Below are 24,300 nucleotides of genomic sequence, written 5' to 3' on the forward strand. Positions count from 1 at the left end.
TAAATTCAAAACTTGAGTCTGGTTTGAATTCATCTAGATGAACCCAAACCTTATCTAAAATAGCTAAAGTAATAACGGTTATTCAGTTGTGAGACTCGTATTAGATTACATTTCATAAAACTTTACCTCCAACCTTAATGAGAAGATTATAAAAAACAAAGAAGAAAAAGTCAAGAAATAATAAATTTAGCTTGTAAAAATAATAATATTTATGACCACTTAAAGCAAAAGCTAAATAAAAAGGTCACCTGTTTGAAATAAGCAGAAAAGCTTTTCGCTTTTGCTATTTATTTCACTGTTCAGTGGCCTTTTTATACCAACTTAAAATTATTTAGGTGCTTTGATTGATTTAGGATCAATTCCCAGTGCTTTTGCCATGCTCTTATTAACAACTAATTTCATATCATGTGCTCTTTCAACCGGCATGTTAGCTGGCTTAGCTTTTCCAGATAAGATTTTTGCAGCCATTTTGCCAGTTTGTTCTCCTAATAGTTCGTAATCAATTCCGATTGAGGCCAAACCACCTGTTCTAACTTGATCAACGGAACTTGCTACCAGGGGAACTTTCTTTTCTTTGACTACTTTTCCAACTACAGAAGCAGCTGAATCGAAAGTATTATCGGTAGGAACGAAAATACCGTCAACTTTAGACGCAAGCGTTTCAGTTACTTGCTGGACATCGTTAGTCGTATTTGCCGTTTTAATTAAAACTTTCACTCCTGCTTTTTTCAGTGCAGCTGTAGCTAAATCGGCCTGTATTTTAGAGTTCGATTCACCAGCGTTGTACATGATACCGATAGTTTTAGCTTTCGGAACAATTGACAGGAGCAGTTTGATCTGGCGTTTAATTGAAACCATATCTGTTGTTCCCGTAATGTTTCTGCCAGGTTTAGCATCTGAATCAACTAACTTAGCCGCTTTCAAGTCAGTTACAGCAGTAACAACAGTTGGTATTTTTTGGGTCGCATTAGCAACGCTCTGTGCAGCCGGAGTGGCAATGCCCAAAATCAAATCTGATTTTTCATTAACCAGTTTTTCACTCATACTTTTCAGATTGTCTTGATTGTTTTGCGCATTCTGGTAGTCAATTTTAAGATTTTTACCCTCAACAAAACCACTTTCTTTTAGTCCCTTTTTAAAGCCTTTGTACGCCTTATCTAAAGAAGGGTGCTGCACTACTTGTAAGACACCAACATGTTTAACCTCAGGCGCCTTGCCAGCTTTTTTGCTGCTGCAGCCTCCCAATGCCATTAATCCGACAATACTAATTCCTGTGATCAATTTCTTAAAATGCATTTTTCTGCCTCCATAAAAAATACCCACTTACTTCTAAGCGGGTACACAAAAATTTTCATTGCCAAAAACGATTGAATGTGGTCAGCCACTTAGAAAGCTATGTGGCTAACCAAACTAAAAGAGCCTTAGCCATCATAGATAAATTCAAACTTGTGTTTAGTTTGAATTCACCTAGATGAACCCAAACTCTTATCTATAGTAGCTAAGATAATAACGATTATTCAGTTGATTTTCTTTTTGACTAAACTCAATCATTATCCTTACCTCCAACTTCGATAATCGAATTATAAAAAAATAAGAAATTAAAGTCAAGGCTTAATTTAATTTTATTGTTAGTGATAATTCGGTAAAGTAGGTAAAAAGTGTGTTAATCAGTAATTCGTTCAATTTTAATAGTCTTGATAACTTCGAGAACTTTGCTGAGCTGAACAAAACCAGTTTTGGTTTCCATTGCGTTAGCAGTTCCAGATGCAATTGCCCACTTAATGGCTTCTTCAAAATCATAGTTTTTGCCTAAGGCATATAAAAGGCCACCAACAAGTGAATCTCCTGACCCTTCTGTGTTAACTACTTTTACTGGTTTTAATTTAATACTATAAAAATCGTGTTCATGCTTAAAAAGTGCTCCCTTTTCTCCTAAAGAAACAATTATATTTGGGATTTTTATCAGTTTGCTTGTTAATATCTCTTTTTTAAGTATGCTGTAGTCTTTAGTAACAGGAAAAGCTAATAATTCTGCAACTTCAGTTTCGTTGGGCTTTATGAAATCTGGTAAGTTGTCGCTGTTTAAAACTTCAGCTAGAGAATTGCCAGAAGTATCCAGCACAATTTTAACGTCTGGGTTAAGATCACGAATTTTGGCGATTATTTGGGGATAAAAATTATGAATCTCACTAGGAGGGAGACTACCATTTAGAGAAATTGCCGCAACTTTATTTTTAGTAATTAATTGTTCTATAGTTTCTAGCAACTGGTTGAAATATTGTAGTGGAATATGGTCTCCATATTCATTTATTTCTGTTTTTTCCCCGTTATTTTGAATTATAGTGTAACAATTTCTTGTATTACCGTTAGTTTCAATAAAGTTACATTTATACTGGTCATTTTTAGCTTGTTCTAAAATATATTTGCCATTTGAACCAGCCAAAAATCCTGTAGCTACTGTTTTGGCTCCAAGGTTGGCAGAGACTCTGGCAGCATTTATGCCTTTGCCGCCAACCATTTTTTTGATCAACTGAACTCTATTTAACTGTCCTACTTTGAGTTTCTTTAACTCGTATAAACGATCTACTGAAGGATTGACTGTAACTGTAATTTCCATTTTTATTCCTAATCTATAAGTTAATGAATGATTTTGATATATTTTGAGTATTTTTTAACATCATCAGGAGAAACTCTTGGATCCGTCACCAGAAGATCAAATTTATCGAGATCACGAAACGTGATGATATCAGAATGATTCAGTTTGGTATGATCCGCCACTATGAAAGACTTTTTTGCATGAGCAATTGCTATGTTTTGAATATTTCCTTCAGGTATTGTACTAGTAGTTACACTATTCTCACTGATTCCGTTAGTTGAACACAATGCATAGTCAAAATTCAGGCCCTCAAAGATATTTTCAGCTTTTTCACCTAAAAATTCTTCAGTGTTCCTATGCAGTTCTCCACCTGTCAAAAATAAGCGACATTTACTTTTATTAATTTCGTTAAATGCAGGTAAACTATTGGTTACAAAAGTAAGATTTTTCGAAAGTAATAAAGGAACAGACATCAATAAAGTTGTACCAGCCCCTAAAAAAATTGTTGAATTATTAGTTATTTGCTTTGCTAATAATTTGGCAATCTCTTTTTTTTCGGAAATATTTTTTTGTAATTTTTCATTTGTTGTTGACTCGGTTTGATAGTTACTCTGAGCGCCGCCATAAATTCTCGTAATTTTTCCTTGCTCTTCTAGACGCTTTAGGTCACGTCTTACAGTCATAGAAGAAACATTTAAATTTTTAGCAATGTCTACTGTCGTCATAAAACCAGTTTTACGTAACAGAATGTTTATCTCTGTTAACCTTTTTTCTTGTAAACTCAAATAATCACTTCTTTTTACCGATTTTATCATGACTTTAGTAGTATATCAAACATTTTATAACATATAAAGTTCAAGTTTGTTAATCTTTGTTAAATTAAGGTTGACATTGTTCAAACTTAGTATTATATTGAAAACGTATTCAAAGTGAAAGGAGGTCTTGTAGTGTTTTATCAAAAATTAATTGATTTAAATATTTCAGTTGAAACAGAAGAACAACTTTTTGATTTAGTTGGTTCTCGTGCAATTAAACTTGATTTCGCCAGAATTGGATATATATCAAATTTGGAAAAGAGGGAGCTTTCATATCCAACTGGACTTAAATTTCCACAGATTTCATTAGCCTTACCACATGTTGATCCCCAATATGTTGAAAACCCATTTATTTATATTGGTCGTACCATTAAACCATTAAAACTTAAACAAATGGGAGATGATGCAGACATGGAAGCTAAAGATTTCTTATTCTTAGGCCTTAAAAACGGGTCAAAACAACCTGAACTGTTAGCTCAAATAATATCTGCATTCCAAGATAAGGATTTTGTTAAACATTACATGGAAACAGAAAACACTATAGATATGCTTCAAATTGTCAAAAATAAGTTTAAAGAGGTAATAAAATGAAAACAATTTTGGTTTGTTGTGGAACGGGTGTTGCCACCAGTCCCCAAGTAGCGAATAAAATTAATGATTATTTAGCAGAAAATGGTTTAGATCAATTGGCAAAGGCAACACCTGAGCCGATTGGTGAGGCCAAAACAACAATTGAAAATGACAGTAGTGTCATTGTTTATGTTGGTATAGCACAAGCTGATGCTGAACTGCAGGAAGTGCTTGATGCTAATAATGTTGTAGGAATGGTGGGCTTGCCCTGGTTAACTGGAATGGGGCAGGAAGAAGCCAATCAAAAAGTGGCGGATATTGTCAAACAGGCAGAATAATCCATAAATAGAGGTGAGTTAAATGGATTGGAACGGTATAGTTCAAGGAATTTTGGGAGTTGGTGCTCAGGTTTTGATTCCAATTTTAATTATAATTTTGGGATTAATCTTTGGGATGAAGCCATCTAAAGCAATACTTTCAGGTCTTTATTTAGGTACCGGATTTATTGGAATGTCAATGGCCATAAATCAGTTGACTGAAACTGTTAGTCCAGCGGCTAAAGCATTGGCTAAATATACTGGTATTAATCTGCCAGCAGTTGACTTTGGCTGGACTGGCGCTGCAGCTATTACCTGGAGTTGGACATTAGCTTTTCTGTTTTTTGCAGTAGAAATTGTAGTTAATCTGGTCATGCTATTGGCTAAAATGACAGATACAATGAATGCAGATATGTGGAATGTATGGGGTATCGCCCTAACTGGCTATATGGTTTATCAAATTTCTGGCAGTTTAATCTGGGGTTTCATCTGTGGTGCTATCCAAGTTGTAATTTGTTTGAAATTAGGTGATATGTGGAGTAAAGAAATTGCCAATATGCTTGGCTATGAGGGTGTTACTGTAACCCACATTGAAGCGTTTACGGCAATTATTATGTCTCCTATTAATAAATTAATGGATTATATCCCGATTTTTAATCGTGAGTGGGATGCTTCTTCATTAAAACGTAAAATTGGTGTATTTAGTGAACCGGTGACAATGGGAGCAATTATTGGATTAGTTCTCGCATTAGCTGGTCGTTACAGCATAGGTGACGCACTCAATCTTTCCGTAACTGTAGGTGCTGTTATGGCTATTTTCCCAGTTATGGCAAAATTTTTCATGGATGCCTTAACTCCATTTGGTTCTACTATGAGTGACTTTATGAAAAAGCACGTTAAAGGTAGAACATTCTCAATCGGACTAGATTGGCCTATTTTAGGACAGAGTACTGAATTGTGGGTAACTATGGTTTTGATGATCCCAGTATCAATTGTTTATGCAGCCATTTTACCTGGTAATACTATTCTCCCAATTGCAGGTGTCATCAATTACTGTATAGGTGTAGGTGGATTGCTTCTCACTGGTGGCAATCTTTTGAGAATGCTTGTTTTAGGTGTAATCTATGAACCTGTTTTTCTCTACGGTGCTTCATACTTTGCTAATATCTTTACAAAATTAGCCAAATCCAGCACTTCTATTAAAGTACCTGCAGGATCACAAGTATCATGGAGTTCAATTGAAGCTCCAGAATTAAGATTTGTCATGGCATGGGCAGGAAAAGGTAATATTTGGGCAATTATCGGCTTAGTTGCACTTCTTGCTCTTTTCTGGTTATTGTATCGTTCATTTAAGAAAGATCCAATTCCAGCCTTGAAATACAGCAAATTAAAGTAGGACTGAATAATGGATAAATTAATGAACAAAAAAGTCTTTTGGACTTGTTTAAGTTTTTTGACATTTGGTTTATTCAGTTATGCAATTATTTCTAAAACTTATTGGATAAATGTCTTCGTTATTATTTTAGGATTACTAATTAATAAGAAGGGAAGTGATACCCTTTTTACCAAAAAAAGTATGTCCACTAAAAATAAAATGAGGAGGAAAAATAATTTATGAAATATCCTGCAGGAAGAATTCCATTTGAATATGAACGGAATGATTTAGCAAAAGTTGTCCGTGAAGTAATGGAACGCAGAGACACTAACATTGTTGGTGGCAATATCAGCATTAAGGTTCAAGACGAAACTGGAAAATTCTTTTATGTGATGACACCAACGATGATGTCAGAAGCTTATATGGGTTACTTGAATGCAGATCAGATCCTTGTCATTGAGCCTCATACACGCAAAGTGATTTCTGGCACTGGTAAAGTTACCAGAGAAATTAATATGCATGAAGCAATATATGATGCCAATCCTGAAATTAAGTGTGTTTTTCACTCACATGCCGATCAATGTATGTTCTGGGGTACTAGTGGCTTAAATATGCCAAATGTAACCGAAGCAACTCAGAAGTTAAAAGAAATTCGCACTTTAAATTGGCATCCAATGTGTACTGAAGAACTGGCAGAATATGTTTCCGCTGAAATAAAGAAATTAGGTGCTAAAGCTTTAAGAAATGGATTCATTTTAAATTCTCACGGTACTTTATTTACCTCCGGTGGTAAGGACATGGATCCATTGACTGCTCTGCATAAATCTTTAGCAGATGTTGATATTACCGAATATAATGCTAAAGTTGCTTATAAGCAGACTGTTTTCCAACAAATAGGTGTGCTAGACGGTTATTACTCAGAAGGAACCAAAATTGGGACTTGGGAAGATGTTAAAGCTGGTAAAGCCCTCTATAATAAAAAAACAGCGCAAAATAAAAAGGGTGACTAAATAAATAGTACCCTTCTTACAAAGTTTGACCACTTTGACAATATAATACTTTTGCGTTGAATGCAACTATTATTCAAGATTTTTGTGTAAGCCTGATCATTTTGATCAGGTTTTTTGGTTAATGTAACATTCTAGAAGAAGGTCATAAATAGAAACACCAAAAGGGTAAACATTAATTGGGTAATGCTAGGCATATTTGTATTATCAATCTTTTTAGGACTGATAGGTGTAGTATAATTAAATAGACAGTCATTCTTAAGTAAGAGGAGGAAAAGCCGATGACACGATTGCAAAAAATGGTATTAAAGCCAAAAGAGCAGTTAGTGACACGGCTTTTTTTGTCACCAAAATTAAAGCAGAATTTAACCGTTCTTTCCTACAGTACTCATGACTTAATAAATGCCATGAAGGAAATGAGTGCTAGTAATCCCTTTGTGACTTTGAAAGAACCTAAAGGCGAGATGCAGAATTTAGAATGGCTGCGTTCGCCTGAAACAGAGAATTTAATAGATCATTTATTGATGCAAGTGGATTTAAGCGACTGGCACAGTTGGGAAAAAAGTGCGGTCAAAGCTTTGATTTACCATCTTGATGAAGATGGCTACTTAAGAATTGATTTGGCTAAAATTGCGGAACAAACTGAGTTTACGCTTGCAAAATTATTAAGGGCAAAAAGTCTGCTTCAAAGTCTTGATCCGTGTGGGATCGGGGCTGCGAATCTGGCCGAATGTCTGGCGCTTCAGGCAAAACAAAAAGACAACTTTAATCCTGTAGCCCTTGAAATTTTACTTAATAATCAGTTGGAAATGCTGGCCGATCCTAAAAAATGGTCTAACTCTAGGTTTTCAATATCCGAATTAAATGATGCATTGGCCAGCATCCAAACACTGAACCCGACTCCAGCCAGCGATTACGTAGTCGACAGTAATGTTCAATATTTGTTACCCGATTTGATTTACAAGGTAACAGATGGACGTATAACGGTAGAAAACTTTCAAGCGCAAATACCAGAAATGGTTTTTGATGAAAAATCATATCGTGAATTAAAAGATCAGTCTAATGAAAGTAAGTATTTTTCGGAGCAAAAGCAGCGTTTTCTTGAAATGAAAAATGCGATAGTGGAGCGTCAGAAAACTATCATGAGATTGGGTGAATATGTGGGCCAGTTTCAACATGGTTTTTTAACTACAATGCAAAAGCAGAAATTAAAGCCACTTGGTTTAAAAGAAACCGCTCAGGCTTTGGGTCTGGCACCAAGTACAATTAGCAGGGCGATTAAAGATAAATACGTTCAGTGCCAAAATAAGGTTTTCAGTTTGAAGATGCTTTTCCCACGTAAAGTAACAACGGATTTATCTCAAGCGCGTATAGAATACGACTTGCAACAGATCATAAAAAAAGAAGATGTCCGTGCTCCCTTAAGTGATCAGCAATTAGTAGAAATTTTTGCGGCGCATGATGTAACTTTAAGTCGGCGAGTGATTGCTAAATATCGTAAAAAGCTCAATATACCTAATAGTTATAGCAGAAAAGCCAAAGTAACAGATTAAATTTAACCAAAAAAATCCTAACGCAAAATTGCGCTAGGATTTTGGTGTTATCAGCTAATTTTTAAGGCAAATCATTACCTGCAGCAAGATAAATATCATACCATTCCTGAGCAGTAAGTGAAATATCTGCTCCCTTGGCACTGTCGATGATATGAGCTGGTGTCATTGTACCGATAATAACTTGTGTATTTGCCGGATGCCTTAAAATCCAGGCAGCAGCAACAGCATTTTTAGAAACACCTTTTTGATCAGCTACTTTTTGCAAGGCATCATTAACCTCTGGAAACTTTGGATTACCAATGAAATTGCCTTCAATTTGACCGTATTGGAAAGGCGACCATGCCTGAACGGTCATGTTGTGCAAGCGTGAGTAATCTAAAACGCCACGGTCATGATCAATACTGCGCTCATCCGTCATATTAGTGTGAATATTGAAATCAATTGGACCAGTGTGCATGACGCTTAATTGCAGTTGATTAATCAACAGTCTTTGACTAACGCCACTCTGCAGTAAATCAACTTGCATCGGGTTAAAGTTGGAAACTCCAAAGTGACGCACTTTACCGTCTCTTTGTAATTCATCAAAGGCAGCAGCAATTTCTGCAGGATCCATCAGAGCGTCCGGTCTGTGCAGGAGCAAACTGTCTAAGTAATCAATTCTCATGCGAGAAAGAATGCCATCTACGGCATTAATCAGATATTTCTTAGAAAAATCATACCTAGTAGTCTTGTAATCTAACTTAGGATTTTCATAAATTCCAGTCTTTGATTGAATGTAAAAATCGTCGCGAGTTAATGATGACTTTTGAAAAGCAGCTCCGAAAATTTCCTCAGATTTGCCGTGACCGTAAATATCAGCTGAATCAATATAATTAATTCCTGCTTCGTGTGCAGTTTCCAATGCTTTAACAGCTTCATCAACCGTCAGTTTATTCATACGCATAATCCCGAGTGCAATAGCTGACCCGGTAAAGTTAGTGTTGCCAATTTTAATTTGTCTCATAATGTACCTCCTCTCTTTAGTATACGCTCTCTTAGAGGCAAAAATTTAAAAATAGGTGAGTTTTAATTTATATTTAGCAATACCAGTAAAAAACCTAATATTTTTTTAAAAATAATTTTATTTTTATCGTTATTTTGTATATAATAGATATTACATAATTTTGAAAAACAAGTAGGAGGGAAAATTATGAGTAATAAAATAGGAGTTATCGGTGACGGTCACGTTGGCAGTACGGTAGCGCAGCAGTTAATATTAACAGGTTTAGTAGATGACCTCGTTATGATTGATGTTAATGAAGCAAAGGTTAGAGCAGATCAGCTTGATTTTCAAGACGCGATGGCAAATTTGAAGCATCACACTACTATTACGATCAATGATTATTCCGCCCTCAAGGATGCAGACATTGTCATTAGTGCTTTTGGAAATATTGAGTTGGAAGCAGGCGGCGAGCGTTTTGCAGAATTGAATTATAACCGTGAGCGAATTGGAGACATTGCGGATTCAATCAAGAAGAGCGGTTTCAATGGTATTTTGGTTGCCATTACCAATCCAGTTGATGCAATTACTAATATGTATCAAGAGCTAACAGGTTTACCGCGCAAGCACGTCATTGGTACCGGTACTCTATTAGACACAGCCCGTATGAAGCGTGCTGTTGGTGAACGGATGAATGTAGATCCTCGTTCAGTTGAAGGTTTTAACTTGGGTGAACACGGTAATTCACAATTTACTGCTTGGTCAACTGTTAAAGTTTTGGAAAAACCAATTACTGAAGTAGCTGAAGCAAAACACCTTAAGCTAGAAGACTTAAACGATGAAATTAAATTTGGTGGTCAAACAGTATATAAGGGTAAGCAATATACTAACTATGGTATTTCAGCTGCTGTGACTCGTTTGGTAGAAACTATTGAAAGCGATGCTCATACTGAAATGCCAGTTTCAAATTACCAGGAAAAATATGGTACTTACTTATCTTACCCAGCTATTGTTGGTCGTGATGGTATTGTCCAAACCGTTGAATTGACACTAACAGATGAAGAAGAAAAGAAATTACAAGCATCTGCAGAAACAATTAAAGAAAAAGCAAATAAATAGTTCTAGTTTATTTAGTAAAAATGATGGTCACAAAGATCATCATTTTTTTATTATATGAAAAAGATAGTGAATTCTACTGTTATATGGGGTATTCTTATAGTAATGAATACTTAGAAGGGGAAAAATCATGAGCAAGATTAATGAAGATTATATTTTAGGTCTCGATATCGGGACCAACTCTTGCGGCTGGGCCGTGACTGATAAGAAAAATAATTTATTAAAGCTCAGAGGAAAAACAGCAATTGGCTCACATTTATTTGAAGAAGGACATACTGCTGCTGACCGACGGGGATTTAGAACTACTAGAAGACGGCTCAAGCGCAGAAAGTGGCGCTTAAGATTGCTGGAAGAAATATTTGCGGAACCGATGGCTAAGGTAGATCCGGGATTTTTTGTGCGCCTGCATCAATCATGGGTTTCACCGCTGGATAAAGATCGCAAAAAGTATCATGCAATTGTGTTTCCAACAGCTAAGGAAGATCAGGCATTTTATCAAAAATATCCTACGATCTATCATTTGCGTGACGCACTGATGACGCAAGACCGTCAGTTTGATTTACGTGAAATATTTTTGGCAATACACCACATTGTTAAGTATCGTGGTAATTTTTTACAAGATACTTCTGTTAAAGATTTTGAAGCTTCCAAAATTGAAGTAGCACCCATTTTAACAAATATTAACAATGCTTTTGCGGAAAAGATAGTTGAAGATCAAGATCCCATTGAATTAAATGTCGCAAACGCTGCCGAGATTGAGGCTGTTATACGTGGTAAAGATGCAGAAAAGACCGTTTATAAGATGGACAAGGTCAAAAAAATTGCCAAGTTATTAACTGATTCAACTGCTAAGGAAGAAAAAAATGTAGCCAAGCAGATTGCTAACGCCATCATGGGCTACAAAACTCAATTTGAATCTATCTTAGGCAAAGAAATCGATAAAAGTGACAAGGCGCAATGGGAATTCAAGCTGACTGATGGAGATGCAGATGATAAGCTTGATGCGTTGCTGCCAGATCTTGATGAAACTGATCAGACTATTATTGCCGAAATTAAAAAGCTGTTTAGTGCAATTACATTGAGCACAATAGTAGATGAAAACAAGAGTTTATCACAGTCAATGGTGGCCAAGTATGACAAACATCATCAAGATTATAGGTTGTTAAAAGCTTATGTCGACACTTTGCAGGATCGCAGTATAGCTAAAAAATTGCTTTTAGCCTATGATTTATACGTTAATAACAGACATGGCCATTTGCTGGAAGCTAAAACAGAATTTAAGCAGGATGGAACTTTAACTAAAGAAGATTTTTATAAAACTATTAAAAATAATCTGAATGATTCTGAGCTGGCTCGCAAAATTGCGCAAGAAATAGCAACGGATAACTTCATGCCTAAGCAGCGAACAAACAGTAATGGTGTAATTCCGTTTCAGCTGCATCAAATCGAACTGGATAAGATTATTGCTAATCAAAGCAAATATTATCCATTCTTAGCTACAGAAAACCCAGTAGAAGATCACCGTAAACAAGCACCTTACAAGTTAGATGAACTGGTTAGATTCAGAGTACCTTATTATGTAGGTCCGATGATTACAGCTGATGAACAGGAAAAAACTTCCGGTAAGAGCTTTGCCTGGATGGTCAGAAAAGAAGATGGCCAGATCACACCCTGGAATTTTGAACAAAAAGTAGACCGGCAAGAATCTGCCAACAAGTTTATTAAGCGCATGACTATTAAAGATACTTATCTTTTAGGTGAAGATGTTTTGCCTGCTAATAGTTTGCTTTATCAAAGATTTGAAGTTTTAAATGAGCTTAATAATATTAAGGTTAATGATAGGAAAATCAGTATAGGCCTCAAGCAACGAATTTTTAACGATCTTTTCAAAGAGAATAAAAACGTTAAAAGTGATCAATTAATCAATTATTTAAAAAATAATTGGCATTTGCCAACTGTAGAAATTAAGGGGCTGGCGGATCCAACTAAATTTAATTCAAGTCTTGCGAGTTATTATCACCTCAAAAGCTTACATGTGTTTGATAAGGAATTAGCAGATCCACAATATCAAAAAGACTTTGAAAAAATAATTGAGTATTCATCTATTTTTGAAGATAAAAAGATCTTTCAAGATAAGTTGCATGCTGAATTTAAATGGTTAACACCTGAACAGTTTAAAGCTATTTCAACTTGGCGCTTGCAAGGCTGGGGCAGATTATCGCGCAAATTGCTAATAGAATTGCATGACACAAAAGGCCATAACATTATGGATAAACTATGGACTAGTCAAAAGAATTTTATGCAAATTGTGACAGAACCAGATTTTAAAGATGCAATTGCTAAAGAAAACCAGGATGTTACTCAGGAAAATGGTATTGAAGAGATTTTGGCTGACGCCTATACTTCTCCAGCTAACAAAAAAGCTATAAGGCAGGTCGTCAAAGTAGTAGCTGATGTTGTAAAAGCAGCAGGTGGCAAGAAACCTGCACAATTTGCGATTGAATTTACACGAGAACCACAAAGGAATTTACAGCTATCACATATACGAGGTACTAAGCTGCTTAAAACTTATGAAGAAACTGCTAGCGAATTGGTAGACCAGAATCTAACTGACAAATTAGAAGAATATACAGTTAACCGTAAGTTACTTAAAGATGAATATTTCCTATATTTCATGCAGGCAGGTAGAGATGCATATTCAGGCGAAAAAATAGATATAGATGATATTCCTAAAAATTATCAAATAGATCATATATTGCCAAAGACAATGATTAAAGATGATTCATTTAATAATCGTGTACTAACTAGAACTCAATTAAATCAAAAAAAGGGTAATCGGTATGCTCTTAAAGTGTTTGGGACTGATGTTGCAGCTGGTTCAAAAATGCTTATTCCAGAAATGTGGAAAATGTGGTATGCAGATAGACTAATTAATGAACAAAAATTAAATAATTTGCTATTTAATCCTGGGAAAGATATTGATAAGCAGAAAAAACATTTTATTAACAGACAGCTGGTAGAAACTAGTCAAATTATTAAGTTAGTATCAGTTATTTTACAAAATAAATATCCAAATGCAGAAATCATTACAGTTAAAGCTGGTGACAACTCCGCTCTGCGTCAGCGTTTAGATTTATACAAGAGTCGTGAAGTTAATGATTATCATCATGCAATTGATGCCTATTTAACTATAGTTTGTGGGAATTTTCTATATCAAGTGTATCCTAACCTTCGGCCATATTTTGTATATGGGCAGTTTAAAAAATTTAGTCAAGACAAAAATTTGGAAAAAGATATTCTTAAAAATCTAAAGTTACAAAATTTCTTGTGGCCTTTACTGCAAAAAGATAATTCTGAGGGTAAAGCCCTAGAAGAAATTAGGGAAAATGTTAGCCATCGGATAGTCTTTTACAAGCACCCAGACATTTTTGACAAATTACGTAAAGCATATAATTATAAATACATGCTAGTCTCAAGAGAAACTACGACTGAAAATAGTAGTATGTTTAACATGACTGTTTATCCTCGCGGAGAGCGTGATCGTAAGAAAACTAGAAAGCTAATTCCGAAAGGTAACGGACTTGATCCGAAAATTTATGGTGGGTACAGCAGCAACACTGATGCATATATGGTAATTGTCAAGATTGAGAAAGCAAAAGAATCCACTTATAAAGTTATTGGCGTTCCGATGCGCGCTCTTGCAAGCTTAAATCAGGCTAAAAAACAAGGGAATTATAGGGAAGAACTACGCAAAGTGCTTGAGCCTCAGATCATGTTTGATAAAAATGGTAAACCTAAGCGAGGCGTTAAAAGTTTTAGAGTAGTAAAAGACCATGTTCACTTTAAGCAACTAGTTTTAGACGGTGACAAAAAATTTATGTTATATTCTGCGCGTTATTTTGCCAATGCTAAGCAATTAACACTTTCTCATGAAACTATGAAAGTAGTGACAGATAATCTAGAAAAAGAGGATTATAAAGATGAAAATCAACTTCTTATAAATGCTTATGATGAAATATTACAAAAAGTCGATCAATATTTGCCCTTGTTTGATGCCAATAAGTTTAGAGCAGGCCTTCATAATGGTAAAGCTAAATTTATTGATTTGACTGTTAAGGATAAAAAAATTGTTTTAAGTAAAGTATTAGACGGGTTACATGATAATATGGTTAATCCAGATTTGAAGAACTTGGGAATTAAAACCCCATTTGGCAAAATGCAGTCATCATCTGGTATAACTTTGTCATCTAATGCAGTATTAATTTTCCAGTCACCAACAGGACTTTTTGAAAAACGAGTTAAGATAGCCGATTTGTAAGCTAAAATAGGGAAACGTAATAATCCGATTCCCTATTTTTGTGCATAAAAAAACCTCCGCTATAGAGCTGAGGCAGGACGGTAATAATACCGCGTTGAAACTTAGTATCAAAGATACATTGTTTGATTTTAAATCTGGTTGTTAGATCAATAATGATTAGATCGTTGGTAGCTAACCAACAACTATAGTATAACATTTATTTTTAAAAATACAAGGAGGAAATATGGGATGGAGATCAGTAATCATCACACAGCACGCCAAATTGACATATTCGATGCAAATGATGATTGTACAAACTCGTGATGGCATAAACCAAATACCAATTGAAGATGTTAATTTATTGCTCGTTTCAACCACACAGGCAGTGATTACAAGTGCCCTCATTAGTAAGTTGGCTCAGAACCAAACCAAAGTTATATTTGTTGATGAAAAAGGAAATCCAGTAGTCGAAACTGCTGTTTATTATCCGGGAACAAGGAATATGGCTAAATTAACGCAACAATTTAATTGGGATGATCATTTAAAAGAATTACTATGGACAAAGATTGTTAGTCAAAAGATCAAAAATCAGATTGCAGTTTTAGAGAATTATCATTTGGATAAAGATGATGTTCAAATTGAACTAGATCAGCTGGAAATTAATGATGAAAGTAATCGGGAGGCAATTGCAGCGCGTAAATACTTTATGCTTTTATTTGATAAAAATTTTGTTAGGCGTGATACCAGTGCAGTCAATGCAGCATTAGATTACGGCTATGCCATTTTGCTTTCTAGTTTTAACCGTGAAATTGTAATGAATGGCTATCTGACATATTTTGGCATTCACCACTGTTCACAGGAAAACCAATTTAATTTAGCCTCGGATTTAATGGAACCCTTTCGACCATTTGTTGATTATTGGGTTAAAGCCCACGAAAAAATTAAGGAACTAACTCCAGATATTAAGTATGGTTTAGTTGAACTTTTAAGTTTAGAAATAAAGTTTAATGGTAAAAAAACGCTTTTGACAAATGCTATTACAGTTTATGTGCGAGAATGTCTAAAATTTCTAAGTGGGGATAGTAAGGAATTGCCAGAAATGGAGATGAGTTTGACCAATGAGGTACCGAATAATGCGCTTAATGATAATGTTTGATTTACCAACAGAAACGGCAGAAGAACGAAAAGAATATCGCCAATTTCATAAAAAGTTGATTAATGAAGGTTTTTTAATGGTGCAATTTTCAGTATATGTTCGAGTCTGTGTTACTAGACAAACCGCTAAGTTTTTGGAAAATCGTATTAGGAAGTTTTTACCTCACGGGGGATTAGTACAATCCTTAATGGTTACGGAAAAGCAGTATAATGACATGCACTTTTTAGTTGGTAAGCCAATTGATGATGTGCGTAATACTTCAGACAGGACGGTAATTTTATGATTTTAACCTATGCGACCCATAAAAAATGGGTATTTAAAAATCCGGGAATAAAAGTTATTGGATTGCAAAGCCCAATTGCATACCGTGATATAATTCAAGGCTTTCAAGGAAGAAACAAGATGTTAATTTGTTCGGAGGATGATTATAGTCCCCTTGATGTAAGTAAAACTTTTGATTTTATTGGCGATCCACTACTTAGTGGTGATATTACCAAAAAGTATATGCCTCATATTGTAAGTAGTTACCTAAAAAATTTAGATGAAGAGAATCGTAATAAGGTGATGAAGTCTTTTTATAATCTAGAGTCAACCTTGCAGGACTCACTTTTACTTGAAGATTTACCCTTAGCAATTAATTTTGATGAAGACTTAAAAAAACTACTTAAGTTCACGGAAATTCATTTTGATAAATCAATGTTGTTTAGTATATATGGTACAATAGAAACAGTTTTAAAAATTCACCAGATGTGTAATTTAAAATCTGTTCCTGTTATCTGTAATGTAGCTCATTACTTGGAAGAACAGGAGTGGCAAGAGTTAGCTAGTCTTGTTACGGAAATGAATTTAATTTTGATTGTAATTGAATTCACGACGAAAGAAAATTTGGCAATATCTAAAGACATACCTTTTTATTATATTGATAAAGATCTAATCGATTGGTACTAGCAACAATATTAAAATCAGATTATAAAACATCGGTTTTAGATGATTGTTAGATCAATGATGATTAGAACTTAGCAGATACTTAAATTGTTCTTTAGTGAGTTTTAGATGATTGTTAGATCAATGATGATTAGAACAAGGTAGGTTGTCTCGCTGGGAAAATAATAGTTTTAGATGATTGTTAGATCAATGATGATTAGAACAAGTTTACATGGGAGTTATGCGCAATATTGGTTTTAGATGATTGTTAGATCAATGATGATTAGAACAATAGTATTGCTCCCACAACACACATACTCGTTTTAGATGATTGTTAGATCAATGATGATTAGAACTTTCCATTTCTTTTCTAAATGTTTCTTTATGTTTTAGATGATTGTTAGATCAATGATGATTAGAACTCAAAAACCCACAAACAGGCACAATGTTTAGTTTTAGATGATTGTTAGATCAATGATGATTAGAACCAGCACTTAAGCTACCTCTTCTTTGTTTAGGTTTTAGATGATTGTTAGATCAATGATGATTAGAACACATCTGGGTTTGCGGATTATCACCATCAAGTTTTAGATGATTGTTAGATCAATGATGATTAGAACCTAAAAAGCCGCCTAAAAAGTTCTGGTCATGTTTTAGATGATTGTTAGATCAATGATGATTAGAACGAAGCATGGTTTAGCATTAGCACACCGTCAGTTTTAGATGATTGTTAGATCAATGATGATTAGAACCGATAATTAGATATTATGTTGATCGGTTAGGTTTTAGATGATTGTTAGATCAATGATGATTAGAACCAGCTGAAGGAATGATTGAGAAAGCTTACCGTTTTAGATGATTGTTAGATCAATGATGATTAGAACCCAAAATTAGAGCTATTGATCGATTTGATGGTTTTAGATGATTGTTAGATCAATGATGATTAGAACTTGTGTTAATAATGAAAAAATATCAGAGTTGTTTTAGATGATTGTTAGATCAATGATGATTAGAACTTTTCGGAGCCGTTGTCAGTTTCTTAAATAGTTTTAGATGATTGTTAGATCAATGATGATTAGAACTAACTGGCCAGAAGTTTTCTTTGTGTACCTGTTTTAGATGATTGTTAGATCAATGATGATTAGAACCTTTACGCTAATAAATAGAGGCAAAGCAAAGTTTTAGATGATTGTTAGATCAATGATGATTAGAACTATAATAGCGCCCTACCGTACCTTTCTTGCGTTTTAGATGATTGTTAGATCAATGATGATTAGAACTTAACATATTTAGGTATAACTTATCTGGCAGTTTTAGATGATTGTTAGATCAATGATGATTAGAACGATCAATTAAGTTTGGAGTATGTACAATGAGTTTTAGATGATTGTTAGATCAATGATGATTAGAACACTTGTTTTAATTGATATTCTTCTTCTTCAGTTTTAGATGATTGTTAGATCAATGATGATTAGAACATAATCGTGTGAGATTGCAACAAGACGCAGGTTTTAGATGATTGTTAGATCAATGATGATTAGAACCTATAATATCATGCTCGTAATGATCAATAAGTTTTAGATGATTGTTAGATCAATGATGATTAGAACGCCAAACGTAAAGCTAGGTCTAAACATATAGTTTTAGATGATTGTTAGATCAATGATGATTAGAACAATAATAATATTGAATGTTTTAGTGACATTGTTTTAGATGATTGTTAGATCAATGATGATTAGAACACTATAATGAAGAAGAAAATTATGACCTAAGTTTTAGATGATTGTTAGATCAATGATGATTAGAACAGCTACAACCATTACCGCAACTAATTTTTTGTTTTAGATGATTGTTAGATCAATGATGATTAGAACGCGCAGGTGCTATTATGGGTAAAATGACTGGTTTTAGATGATTGTTAGATCAATGATGATTAGAACTGGAAGTATTAGGAAATGCTGCGATATCCTGTTTTAGATGATTGTTAGATCAATGATGATTAGAACTGAAACATTAAGAGCTCGAGTAATTTACGAGTTTTAGATGATTGTTAGATCAATGATGATTAGAACTTAAGAAAAACATTGCACAGACGGACATGGTGTTTTAGATGATTGTTAGATCAATGATGATTAGAACAATACTTTGCACAAAGTGCGTTAGCTACTAGTTTTAGATGATTGTTAGATCAATGATGATTAGAACTGCAGGCTAATCAAAACTCACCTTTTCAAAGTTTTAGATGATTGTTAGATCAATGATGATTAGAACTCAGTAACTGTATATAATAAAGATTATGAAGTTTTAGATGATTGTTAGATCAATGATGATTAGAACAATTCCCGGTTAGGAATAAACTTCTGCCCTGTTTTAGATGATTGTTAGATCAATGATGATTAGAACTCAAAAATGAACAATTTAGAAACCATTTTAGTTTTAGATGATTGTTAGATCAATGATGATTAGAACAAACCTGAAACCTGTGTTAACATTTTCCACGTTTTAGATGATTGTTAGATCAATGATGATTAGAACTTGAACTTAGTGAATAATTTAGTTTTTGTAGTTTTAGATGATTGTTAGATCAATGATGATTAGAACTGAATGATTTATCGGAAACATTAGCTCACAGTTTTAGATGATTGTTAGATCAATGATGATTAGAACGCGAGCGCGGCTATCATATCTATGACAACTGTTTTAGATGATTGTTAGATCAATGATGATTAGAACATATAATCCAATCGACCCAGACAACATCACGTTTTAGATGATTGTTAGATCAATGATGATTAGAACACTTACTTATTGTTTTCAAACTCATCATCAGTTTTAGATGATTGTTAGATCAATGATGATTAGAACAAACATGACTTTGAAAAATTGGTTTACCTTGTTTTAGATGATTGTTAGATTAATAGTGATTAGAGCATAATTAATTGGGTTAAGGAAAGAGCAATTTAAAATGAAAAAGTCAGTCAAATTAAAGAAATAAGGCAATTCTAGGGCGGCTATTATTCCTAGAAAAGTGCTGAAAGAAATAAACCCAGATGAGCTATTTACAGAGTTTGCAATAGACTTCGATAAAGATAAGCAGTCTATTACGCTAAAAAATTGAAAGCCAAATATAATTTCTTTAATAAAGTAATTGCGCAATATATTACGTTACTATAACAAAGAAAGAATTAAGGAAAAACTGAATGACTGAGTCCGAGAGAATATCTAGCTCATGCCTTAAAGAAATGACATTGACTTTTGGTTACTCAGTACATACTACTTTTAATACTTTAAGAAATTGACACTAATAAAGAAGGGTTACTATTTGTTCAAATGCAAAACATACTAAAAAGTAACAACAACAAACTATACCTTTTGTCAGTGATCACCGATAACTTGGGCAGCTCTTTAATGTCATTTGCATTGCCGTTGATGGTTCTTGATATTACTAAAAATGGTATTCACTTATCAATAATTTCTATTATTGAAACATTGCCAATTTTGGTTTTAGGTCTTCCGGCAGGTGCTTTAACGGATAAATTGGATGTTAAAAAGATTCTCATTTTTAGTGATTTGATTAGATTAATCAGCTACTTGGTTCTTTCTGCATCATTTGCATTCCAGTTAACAGTGAATTGCATGATTTTAATTATTTATGCGGTATCACTTGTCGTCAGCGTGACAAACACAATTAATACGGTGTCAGAAATTACTTTTGTTTCTTTTTTAGTAGAAAAGAAGGATTTTTCAGAATTAAACAGTCTGATTTATGGCATACAATATGCAGCTAATTTTGCATTGCCTATTGTAGGCGGAATATTATATCAATATATTTCGCATAGTCTTTTAATTGTTATTTGTGCAGTTTTCTACCTTATTAGCCTTTTACTGGAAAAAAGGATCAGCCTGAAAACTAAATCTACTGCTTTTACCGGCTTTACAGCTCTTAAATCTGCACTTAAAACGGTAAAGACAGATATAAAGGAAGGTCTGCAATATACCCTTAATCTTAGTTCTGTTTTGTATCCGTTAATATTAGCTGCACTAGTTAATATTGTGTCAGCTAATTTTGATAATGACAGCCTCATAATATTACGTACGCAATTAAAACTTTCCTCTCAAAATATTGGAATAATTTCAGCGATTGCAGCTGTCAGTGCCTTAATTGGTACTTTGGTGGTCAATTGGTTGAATAGGCACATTAAGTTTAATCTATTGTTTGTATTGCTAATTTTTGCAGGTGCTCTTTTTCGTGCCCTTTTTGCGCTGGATCAAAATGTACCAACAATGGTTCTGGCCATTGCATTTGTTTCTATAATTGAATCAATTATTAATATTAGTATCATCACGAATAGGCAACAGCAAGTTGAACAAAAATACCTTGGACGAGTAACGAGTATCTATAAAACAGTGCTGATTGGAGTAAACTCTTTAGGCTATCTTTTAGGCGGCCTAGTTGCTAAAAAAATAGGTTCAAGATCAGGCATTGGAGTTTCAGCCATTGAACTTTTGTTAGTTACAGTAATTAGCATTTTTTTACTGGCACCTGAAATCAAGCATGATGGCAAGCCTTAGCATCAAAAATTTGGGAAAAAATAGTAAAAAGTAAGAATTTATAGGCAGGTTGGGAAACTAAAAATTCTTTTTTGGTTATATATGCAGGTCATTTGTTTAAAGTCGTAGATAGATTAATAATGATTATAGTCTGTGACTTAATAAATTAATGAGGAGATATATAAATGACTACAGTGCATGATAATAGTCGTGAAGTTAAACCAGATTGGTCTTCAGTGATTGTGGAAGAAGAGCAAAATGCCTTGGTCCCAAAATGGTGCCAAGACCATCTGCGCAAGGTATAAGGATCCAGTTCTTAGAGGCTATTCTGCTGTAATTGTAAAAGATTCAATCAACAGAGAGTTTTCTGAGAATGAAAACTTAATTACACCAGACAGAGTCACAACTATGATTGTCAGGTTTCCCAGATTTATTCTTCCCGAATGGAATACTCACAGGGTTTTCAGCAGAAACAGTGCCTCTTCCAGAGCCAGAAGCATAAAGACTACCGTCAAGCCAGTAATGAAGCAACCAGTGATTCCACTCTGGACTATTAATCACAAGGGTATGACAGGTCCATTTGCTGATTCGAAAAGGGCAAAAAGATCTACTGCAAATTGGCTGCACTGCCGAGATGAAGCCGTTCTGGGTATGTTTAGACAGCTAATGAATGAAGAAGAAGTCCCTTACGATGCAGAAGCTAGTGACTGGGAAAAATTTGCTGACAAGTATGATGAAGCATATAAAAATGATGCAGTTCCAGCTTCATGGAATGATGCTCATAAACAAGACTGCAACAGATTGATTGAACCATGGATGTGGCATGAAACTCTGGTAACGTCAACTTACTGGCAAAATTTTCTGGATTTGCGAATCGCTGCTGGCGTCCAGCCGGAAATGGAAGCTACAGCAATTTTGATAAAAGCGGTTCTTGAAGCAAGTCCCAAGTATGGAACGCTGAAAAATAGAGTATTGCATGTTCCCTTTATCGAGGTTGAAGAAAATGATCTGTTATCATGGGAAAGGCTTGAGCCAGTGCTTCTGCAATCGGCTTCAGAATGTGCCAGGATTTCTTATCATGACCGCTCTAAAATGAAAAACAGAAATGGCTCAAATCTGGGTAAAAGATTGCTTGCTGAAAAGCATATGAGTCCGTTTGAACATATAGCATGGTCAGCTAAAAGCAGTGACTGGGAAAAATTTCCTGCATTAAAAGAAAAGGTGACCGATTTACTTGAAAAGCATGCTGATTGCCCTCCAGATAAGGCAGCTGGCTCACTGACTTCCAATCTTAGTGAGAGCTGGCTGCAATTTAGAAGAGTCATTGAAAATAGAGAACAGTAAGACAATTAACTGAGGCTAATTACATAAAATTTGCAGAAAGCAAAAGACTAATAGATTGGGTTGTCAAAACTCAAATTTATTAGTCTTTTTGAATGTAAGAATTTAAAAATATAAACTAATTCCGTTTTTTTGCCATGTTAATCATGAGAAGTTTTTGACCAAGACTGATTGCCAACTAAAATTCGTCCCAAAGCTTTATATGGAACTATGGCTAACGACCATCTGTAAAAATCAATCAAAAACAATATTTTTAGCAAATAAGAAATTTTCAAAGGCTCATCAAGCTTAGCTTCGCGCCATTGCTTTAGTATTAACAATGTATTTGTCAAATATTCTATTATTAGCAAACTTGCAATAATTGAAAAACTAATTAAGGCATTCGTTTTGACATACAGCAGTAAAACTATGAGTGAAATTGCGGAAGCTGGTGTTGTGATCATTGAAAATACTGGAATAAGCAGGAAGAGTAATACAAAAGTTTTAACCATTGAAGGAATAGATTTAGATTCAATAATCTTTTTGCTATATTTGCCTAAACATTGAAAACCGCCTTGGCACCAGCGAGTACGTTGCTTGATCAGCTTCTTATATTTTGTAACGCCCTCTTGTCCAATGCTAACGGTATTTAAGAAAGTACCACGGTAATCCTTCAATAAGCCTTTTAATGAAAACTCACAATCTTCCAATAATGATGATGACCAACCGACGTTATTGGTCATTTTTAAGGTCATGAATTGACCATTGCCTGAAGCTAAAGATGAACCCCAGAAAGTTCTTGCCATTTGCAGAAGAGAATTATAAATAGTAAATTCAAAATTTTGCATTGCTGCGATATTATGTTCCAGATTATAGATATTCACTCTTGTTTGAAGCAAGTCACAATTAGAATGGTTAAAGGCATATACCACCTGCTGTAAGTAATTTGCATCCAAGTGGCTATCAGCATCTATGACGCCAATTATGGTTTTTTCTTCAGGAAAATTCATTTTAGCAATGCGTTTGGCTGTATCCTGTAATGCTGGCCCCTTACCTTGTTGAGCATTAGGTTTTACGCGATGTACAATCATGACATTAGGATGATAAGCATATTTTTGTAATAAAGTGGTGGTACCATCACTAGAATCATCATCGATAAAGACCAGCTTGAGTTTGATAAAACTCTCACATTGTTTTTGTAGCTCCATTAGATAAGGGATGTTTTTTCGTAAGGATTGAAATTCATTCATTGCTGGGATTAACAAGAACATAGTATCGAAATCTCGACAACGGTCACCATAATGATCTTGCTTAACATTATTGCTAAATGTCAGATAAAGAGTCCAAATTAAATCAAAAAGGTACGAACAGCCACCCAAAATTAAAATGATGACTATTAATAAGTTCATTTTATTTTCTCCAAGTTATTTATTCCATATTCTAAATATACATCAAGTTTATAATAACATGAATTGGTCTAGACGAAAAATATATTCTTTTTAAATTTGTAAATTTAAAAAGAATATATACCTTTATAGGCATTGCTTTAATCACGGAAAACTTAAAAATTAAATATGTAAAAAGTATATTATTTCGTTTTTCATATAGTTTTTTATTGTTGTCAATTCATAAGTGAAGCAAAATATTTTATTGTTATTTTTTAAAAAAGGTTTATTCTTGTTAACTGTTATTTTATATAGGATTAAAATATAGTGAAAAAGTCA

The 24,300-nt window shown here is 34.2% G+C and carries 17 protein-coding genes and 1 CRISPR repeat array; of the genes, 12 read left to right on the forward strand and 5 right to left on the reverse strand.

What is annotated here, in order from left to right; all coding sequences use genetic code 11:
- Positions 1 to 327: 327 nt before the first annotated feature.
- The 3 genes from H3U49_RS05865 to H3U49_RS05875 all read right to left on the reverse strand — a co-directional run bounded on the left by H3U49_RS05865 (position 328) and on the right by H3U49_RS05875 (position 3,381).
- Positions 328 to 1,251 carry an ABC transporter substrate binding protein gene (locus H3U49_RS05865; RefSeq protein ID WP_370466837.1) on the reverse strand — a complete coding sequence of 308 codons (924 nt, stop codon included), beginning with the start codon at positions 1,249 to 1,251 and terminating at the stop codon, positions 328 to 330.
- A 412-nt stretch (positions 1,252 to 1,663) separates the two neighbouring features.
- Positions 1,664 to 2,617, reverse strand: a complete 954-nt coding sequence (locus H3U49_RS05870) for a 1-phosphofructokinase family hexose kinase (protein ID WP_198180410.1) — start codon at positions 2,615 to 2,617, stop codon at positions 1,664 to 1,666.
- Positions 2,618 to 2,637: 20 nt separating this feature from the next.
- A complete protein-coding gene (locus tag H3U49_RS05875; protein ID WP_232347636.1) occupies positions 2,638 to 3,381 on the reverse strand; it encodes a DeoR/GlpR family DNA-binding transcription regulator in 744 nt (247 codons plus the stop codon).
- 162 nt (positions 3,382 to 3,543) lie between these two features.
- On the opposite strand from H3U49_RS05875, the gene H3U49_RS05880 reads away from it, so the two are divergent.
- The 5 genes from H3U49_RS05880 to rpoN all read left to right on the forward strand — a co-directional run bounded on the left by H3U49_RS05880 (position 3,544) and on the right by rpoN (position 8,233).
- On the forward strand, positions 3,544 to 4,002 hold the full coding sequence (locus H3U49_RS05880) for a PTS sugar transporter subunit IIA (protein ID WP_198180414.1): 459 nt from the start codon (positions 3,544 to 3,546) through the stop codon (positions 4,000 to 4,002).
- Positions 3,999 to 4,319 (forward strand): PTS galactitol transporter subunit IIB, encoded by a 321-nt coding sequence (locus H3U49_RS05885; protein ID WP_198180416.1) that lies wholly within the window; start codon positions 3,999 to 4,001, stop codon positions 4,317 to 4,319. The genes H3U49_RS05880 and H3U49_RS05885 overlap by 4 nt, the downstream gene beginning before the upstream one ends.
- Before the next feature lie 22 nt (positions 4,320 to 4,341).
- Positions 4,342 to 5,694, forward strand: coding sequence for a PTS galactitol transporter subunit IIC (locus H3U49_RS05890; protein WP_198180418.1), 1,353 nt, complete (start codon positions 4,342 to 4,344; stop codon positions 5,692 to 5,694).
- A 218-nt stretch (positions 5,695 to 5,912) separates the two neighbouring features.
- Positions 5,913 to 6,683 carry a class II aldolase/adducin family protein gene (locus H3U49_RS05895; RefSeq protein WP_174794905.1) on the forward strand — a complete coding sequence of 257 codons (771 nt, stop codon included), beginning with the start codon at positions 5,913 to 5,915 and terminating at the stop codon, positions 6,681 to 6,683.
- A gap of 278 nt (positions 6,684 to 6,961) precedes the next feature.
- Positions 6,962 to 8,233, forward strand: coding sequence for an RNA polymerase factor sigma-54 (rpoN, locus tag H3U49_RS05900; protein WP_198180420.1), 1,272 nt, complete (start codon positions 6,962 to 6,964; stop codon positions 8,231 to 8,233).
- 61 nt (positions 8,234 to 8,294) lie between these two features.
- On the opposite strand, the gene H3U49_RS05905 is transcribed toward rpoN, so the two are convergent.
- A complete protein-coding gene (locus H3U49_RS05905; RefSeq protein WP_198180422.1) occupies positions 8,295 to 9,236 on the reverse strand; it encodes an aldo/keto reductase family oxidoreductase in 942 nt (313 codons plus the stop codon).
- A gap of 186 nt (positions 9,237 to 9,422) precedes the next feature.
- Between H3U49_RS05905 and H3U49_RS05910 the strand changes: the two genes are divergently transcribed.
- From H3U49_RS05910 to H3U49_RS05940, 7 genes are all read left to right on the forward strand, one after another.
- Positions 9,423 to 10,331 (forward strand): L-lactate dehydrogenase, encoded by a 909-nt coding sequence (locus tag H3U49_RS05910; RefSeq protein ID WP_198180424.1) that lies wholly within the window; start codon positions 9,423 to 9,425, stop codon positions 10,329 to 10,331.
- 127 nt (positions 10,332 to 10,458) lie between these two features.
- Positions 10,459 to 14,646 (forward strand): type II CRISPR RNA-guided endonuclease Cas9, encoded by a 4,188-nt coding sequence (cas9, locus tag H3U49_RS05915; RefSeq protein WP_198180426.1) that lies wholly within the window; start codon positions 10,459 to 10,461, stop codon positions 14,644 to 14,646.
- Positions 14,647 to 14,869: 223 nt separating this feature from the next.
- Positions 14,870 to 15,781 (forward strand): type II CRISPR-associated endonuclease Cas1, encoded by a 912-nt coding sequence (gene cas1 / locus H3U49_RS05920; protein ID WP_198180428.1) that lies wholly within the window; start codon positions 14,870 to 14,872, stop codon positions 15,779 to 15,781.
- Positions 15,759 to 16,064: a CRISPR-associated endonuclease Cas2 gene (gene cas2 / locus H3U49_RS05925; RefSeq protein ID WP_198180437.1), complete on the forward strand. Its 306-nt coding sequence runs from the start codon at positions 15,759 to 15,761 to the stop codon at positions 16,062 to 16,064. The genes cas1 and cas2 overlap by 23 nt, the downstream gene beginning before the upstream one ends.
- On the forward strand, positions 16,061 to 16,729 hold the full coding sequence (gene csn2 / locus H3U49_RS05930) for a type II-A CRISPR-associated protein Csn2 (protein WP_198180439.1): 669 nt from the start codon (positions 16,061 to 16,063) through the stop codon (positions 16,727 to 16,729). The genes cas2 and csn2 overlap by 4 nt, the downstream gene beginning before the upstream one ends.
- Positions 16,730 to 16,761: 32 nt before the next feature.
- A CRISPR array of direct repeats spans positions 16,762 to 19,636; the repeat unit is 36 nt; unit sequence GTTTTAGATGATTGTTAGATCAATGATGATTAGAAC.
- Positions 19,637 to 20,035: 399 nt separating this feature from the next.
- Entirely contained in the window at positions 20,036 to 21,277 is a 1,242-nt protein-coding gene (locus tag H3U49_RS05935) for an MFS transporter (RefSeq protein ID WP_198215927.1), read from the forward strand.
- Positions 21,278 to 21,514: 237 nt separating this feature from the next.
- Entirely contained in the window at positions 21,515 to 22,600 is a 1,086-nt protein-coding gene (locus H3U49_RS05940; protein ID WP_198180445.1) for an FAD-dependent thymidylate synthase, read from the forward strand.
- Between the two features lie 137 nt (positions 22,601 to 22,737).
- Here H3U49_RS05940 and H3U49_RS05945 read toward each other — a convergent pair whose 3' ends face one another.
- The gene (locus H3U49_RS05945; protein ID WP_198180446.1) at positions 22,738 to 23,985 is read right to left on the reverse strand and encodes a glycosyltransferase family 2 protein; all 1,248 of its coding nucleotides are present in this window, start codon (positions 23,983 to 23,985) and stop codon (positions 22,738 to 22,740) included.
- Positions 23,986 to 24,300: the final 315 nt, after the last annotated feature.

The sequence above is a fragment of the Lactobacillus sp. W8174 genome (assembly GCF_016100975.1).
Classification (GTDB): Bacteria; Bacillota; Bacilli; order Lactobacillales; family Lactobacillaceae; genus Lactobacillus; species Lactobacillus juensis.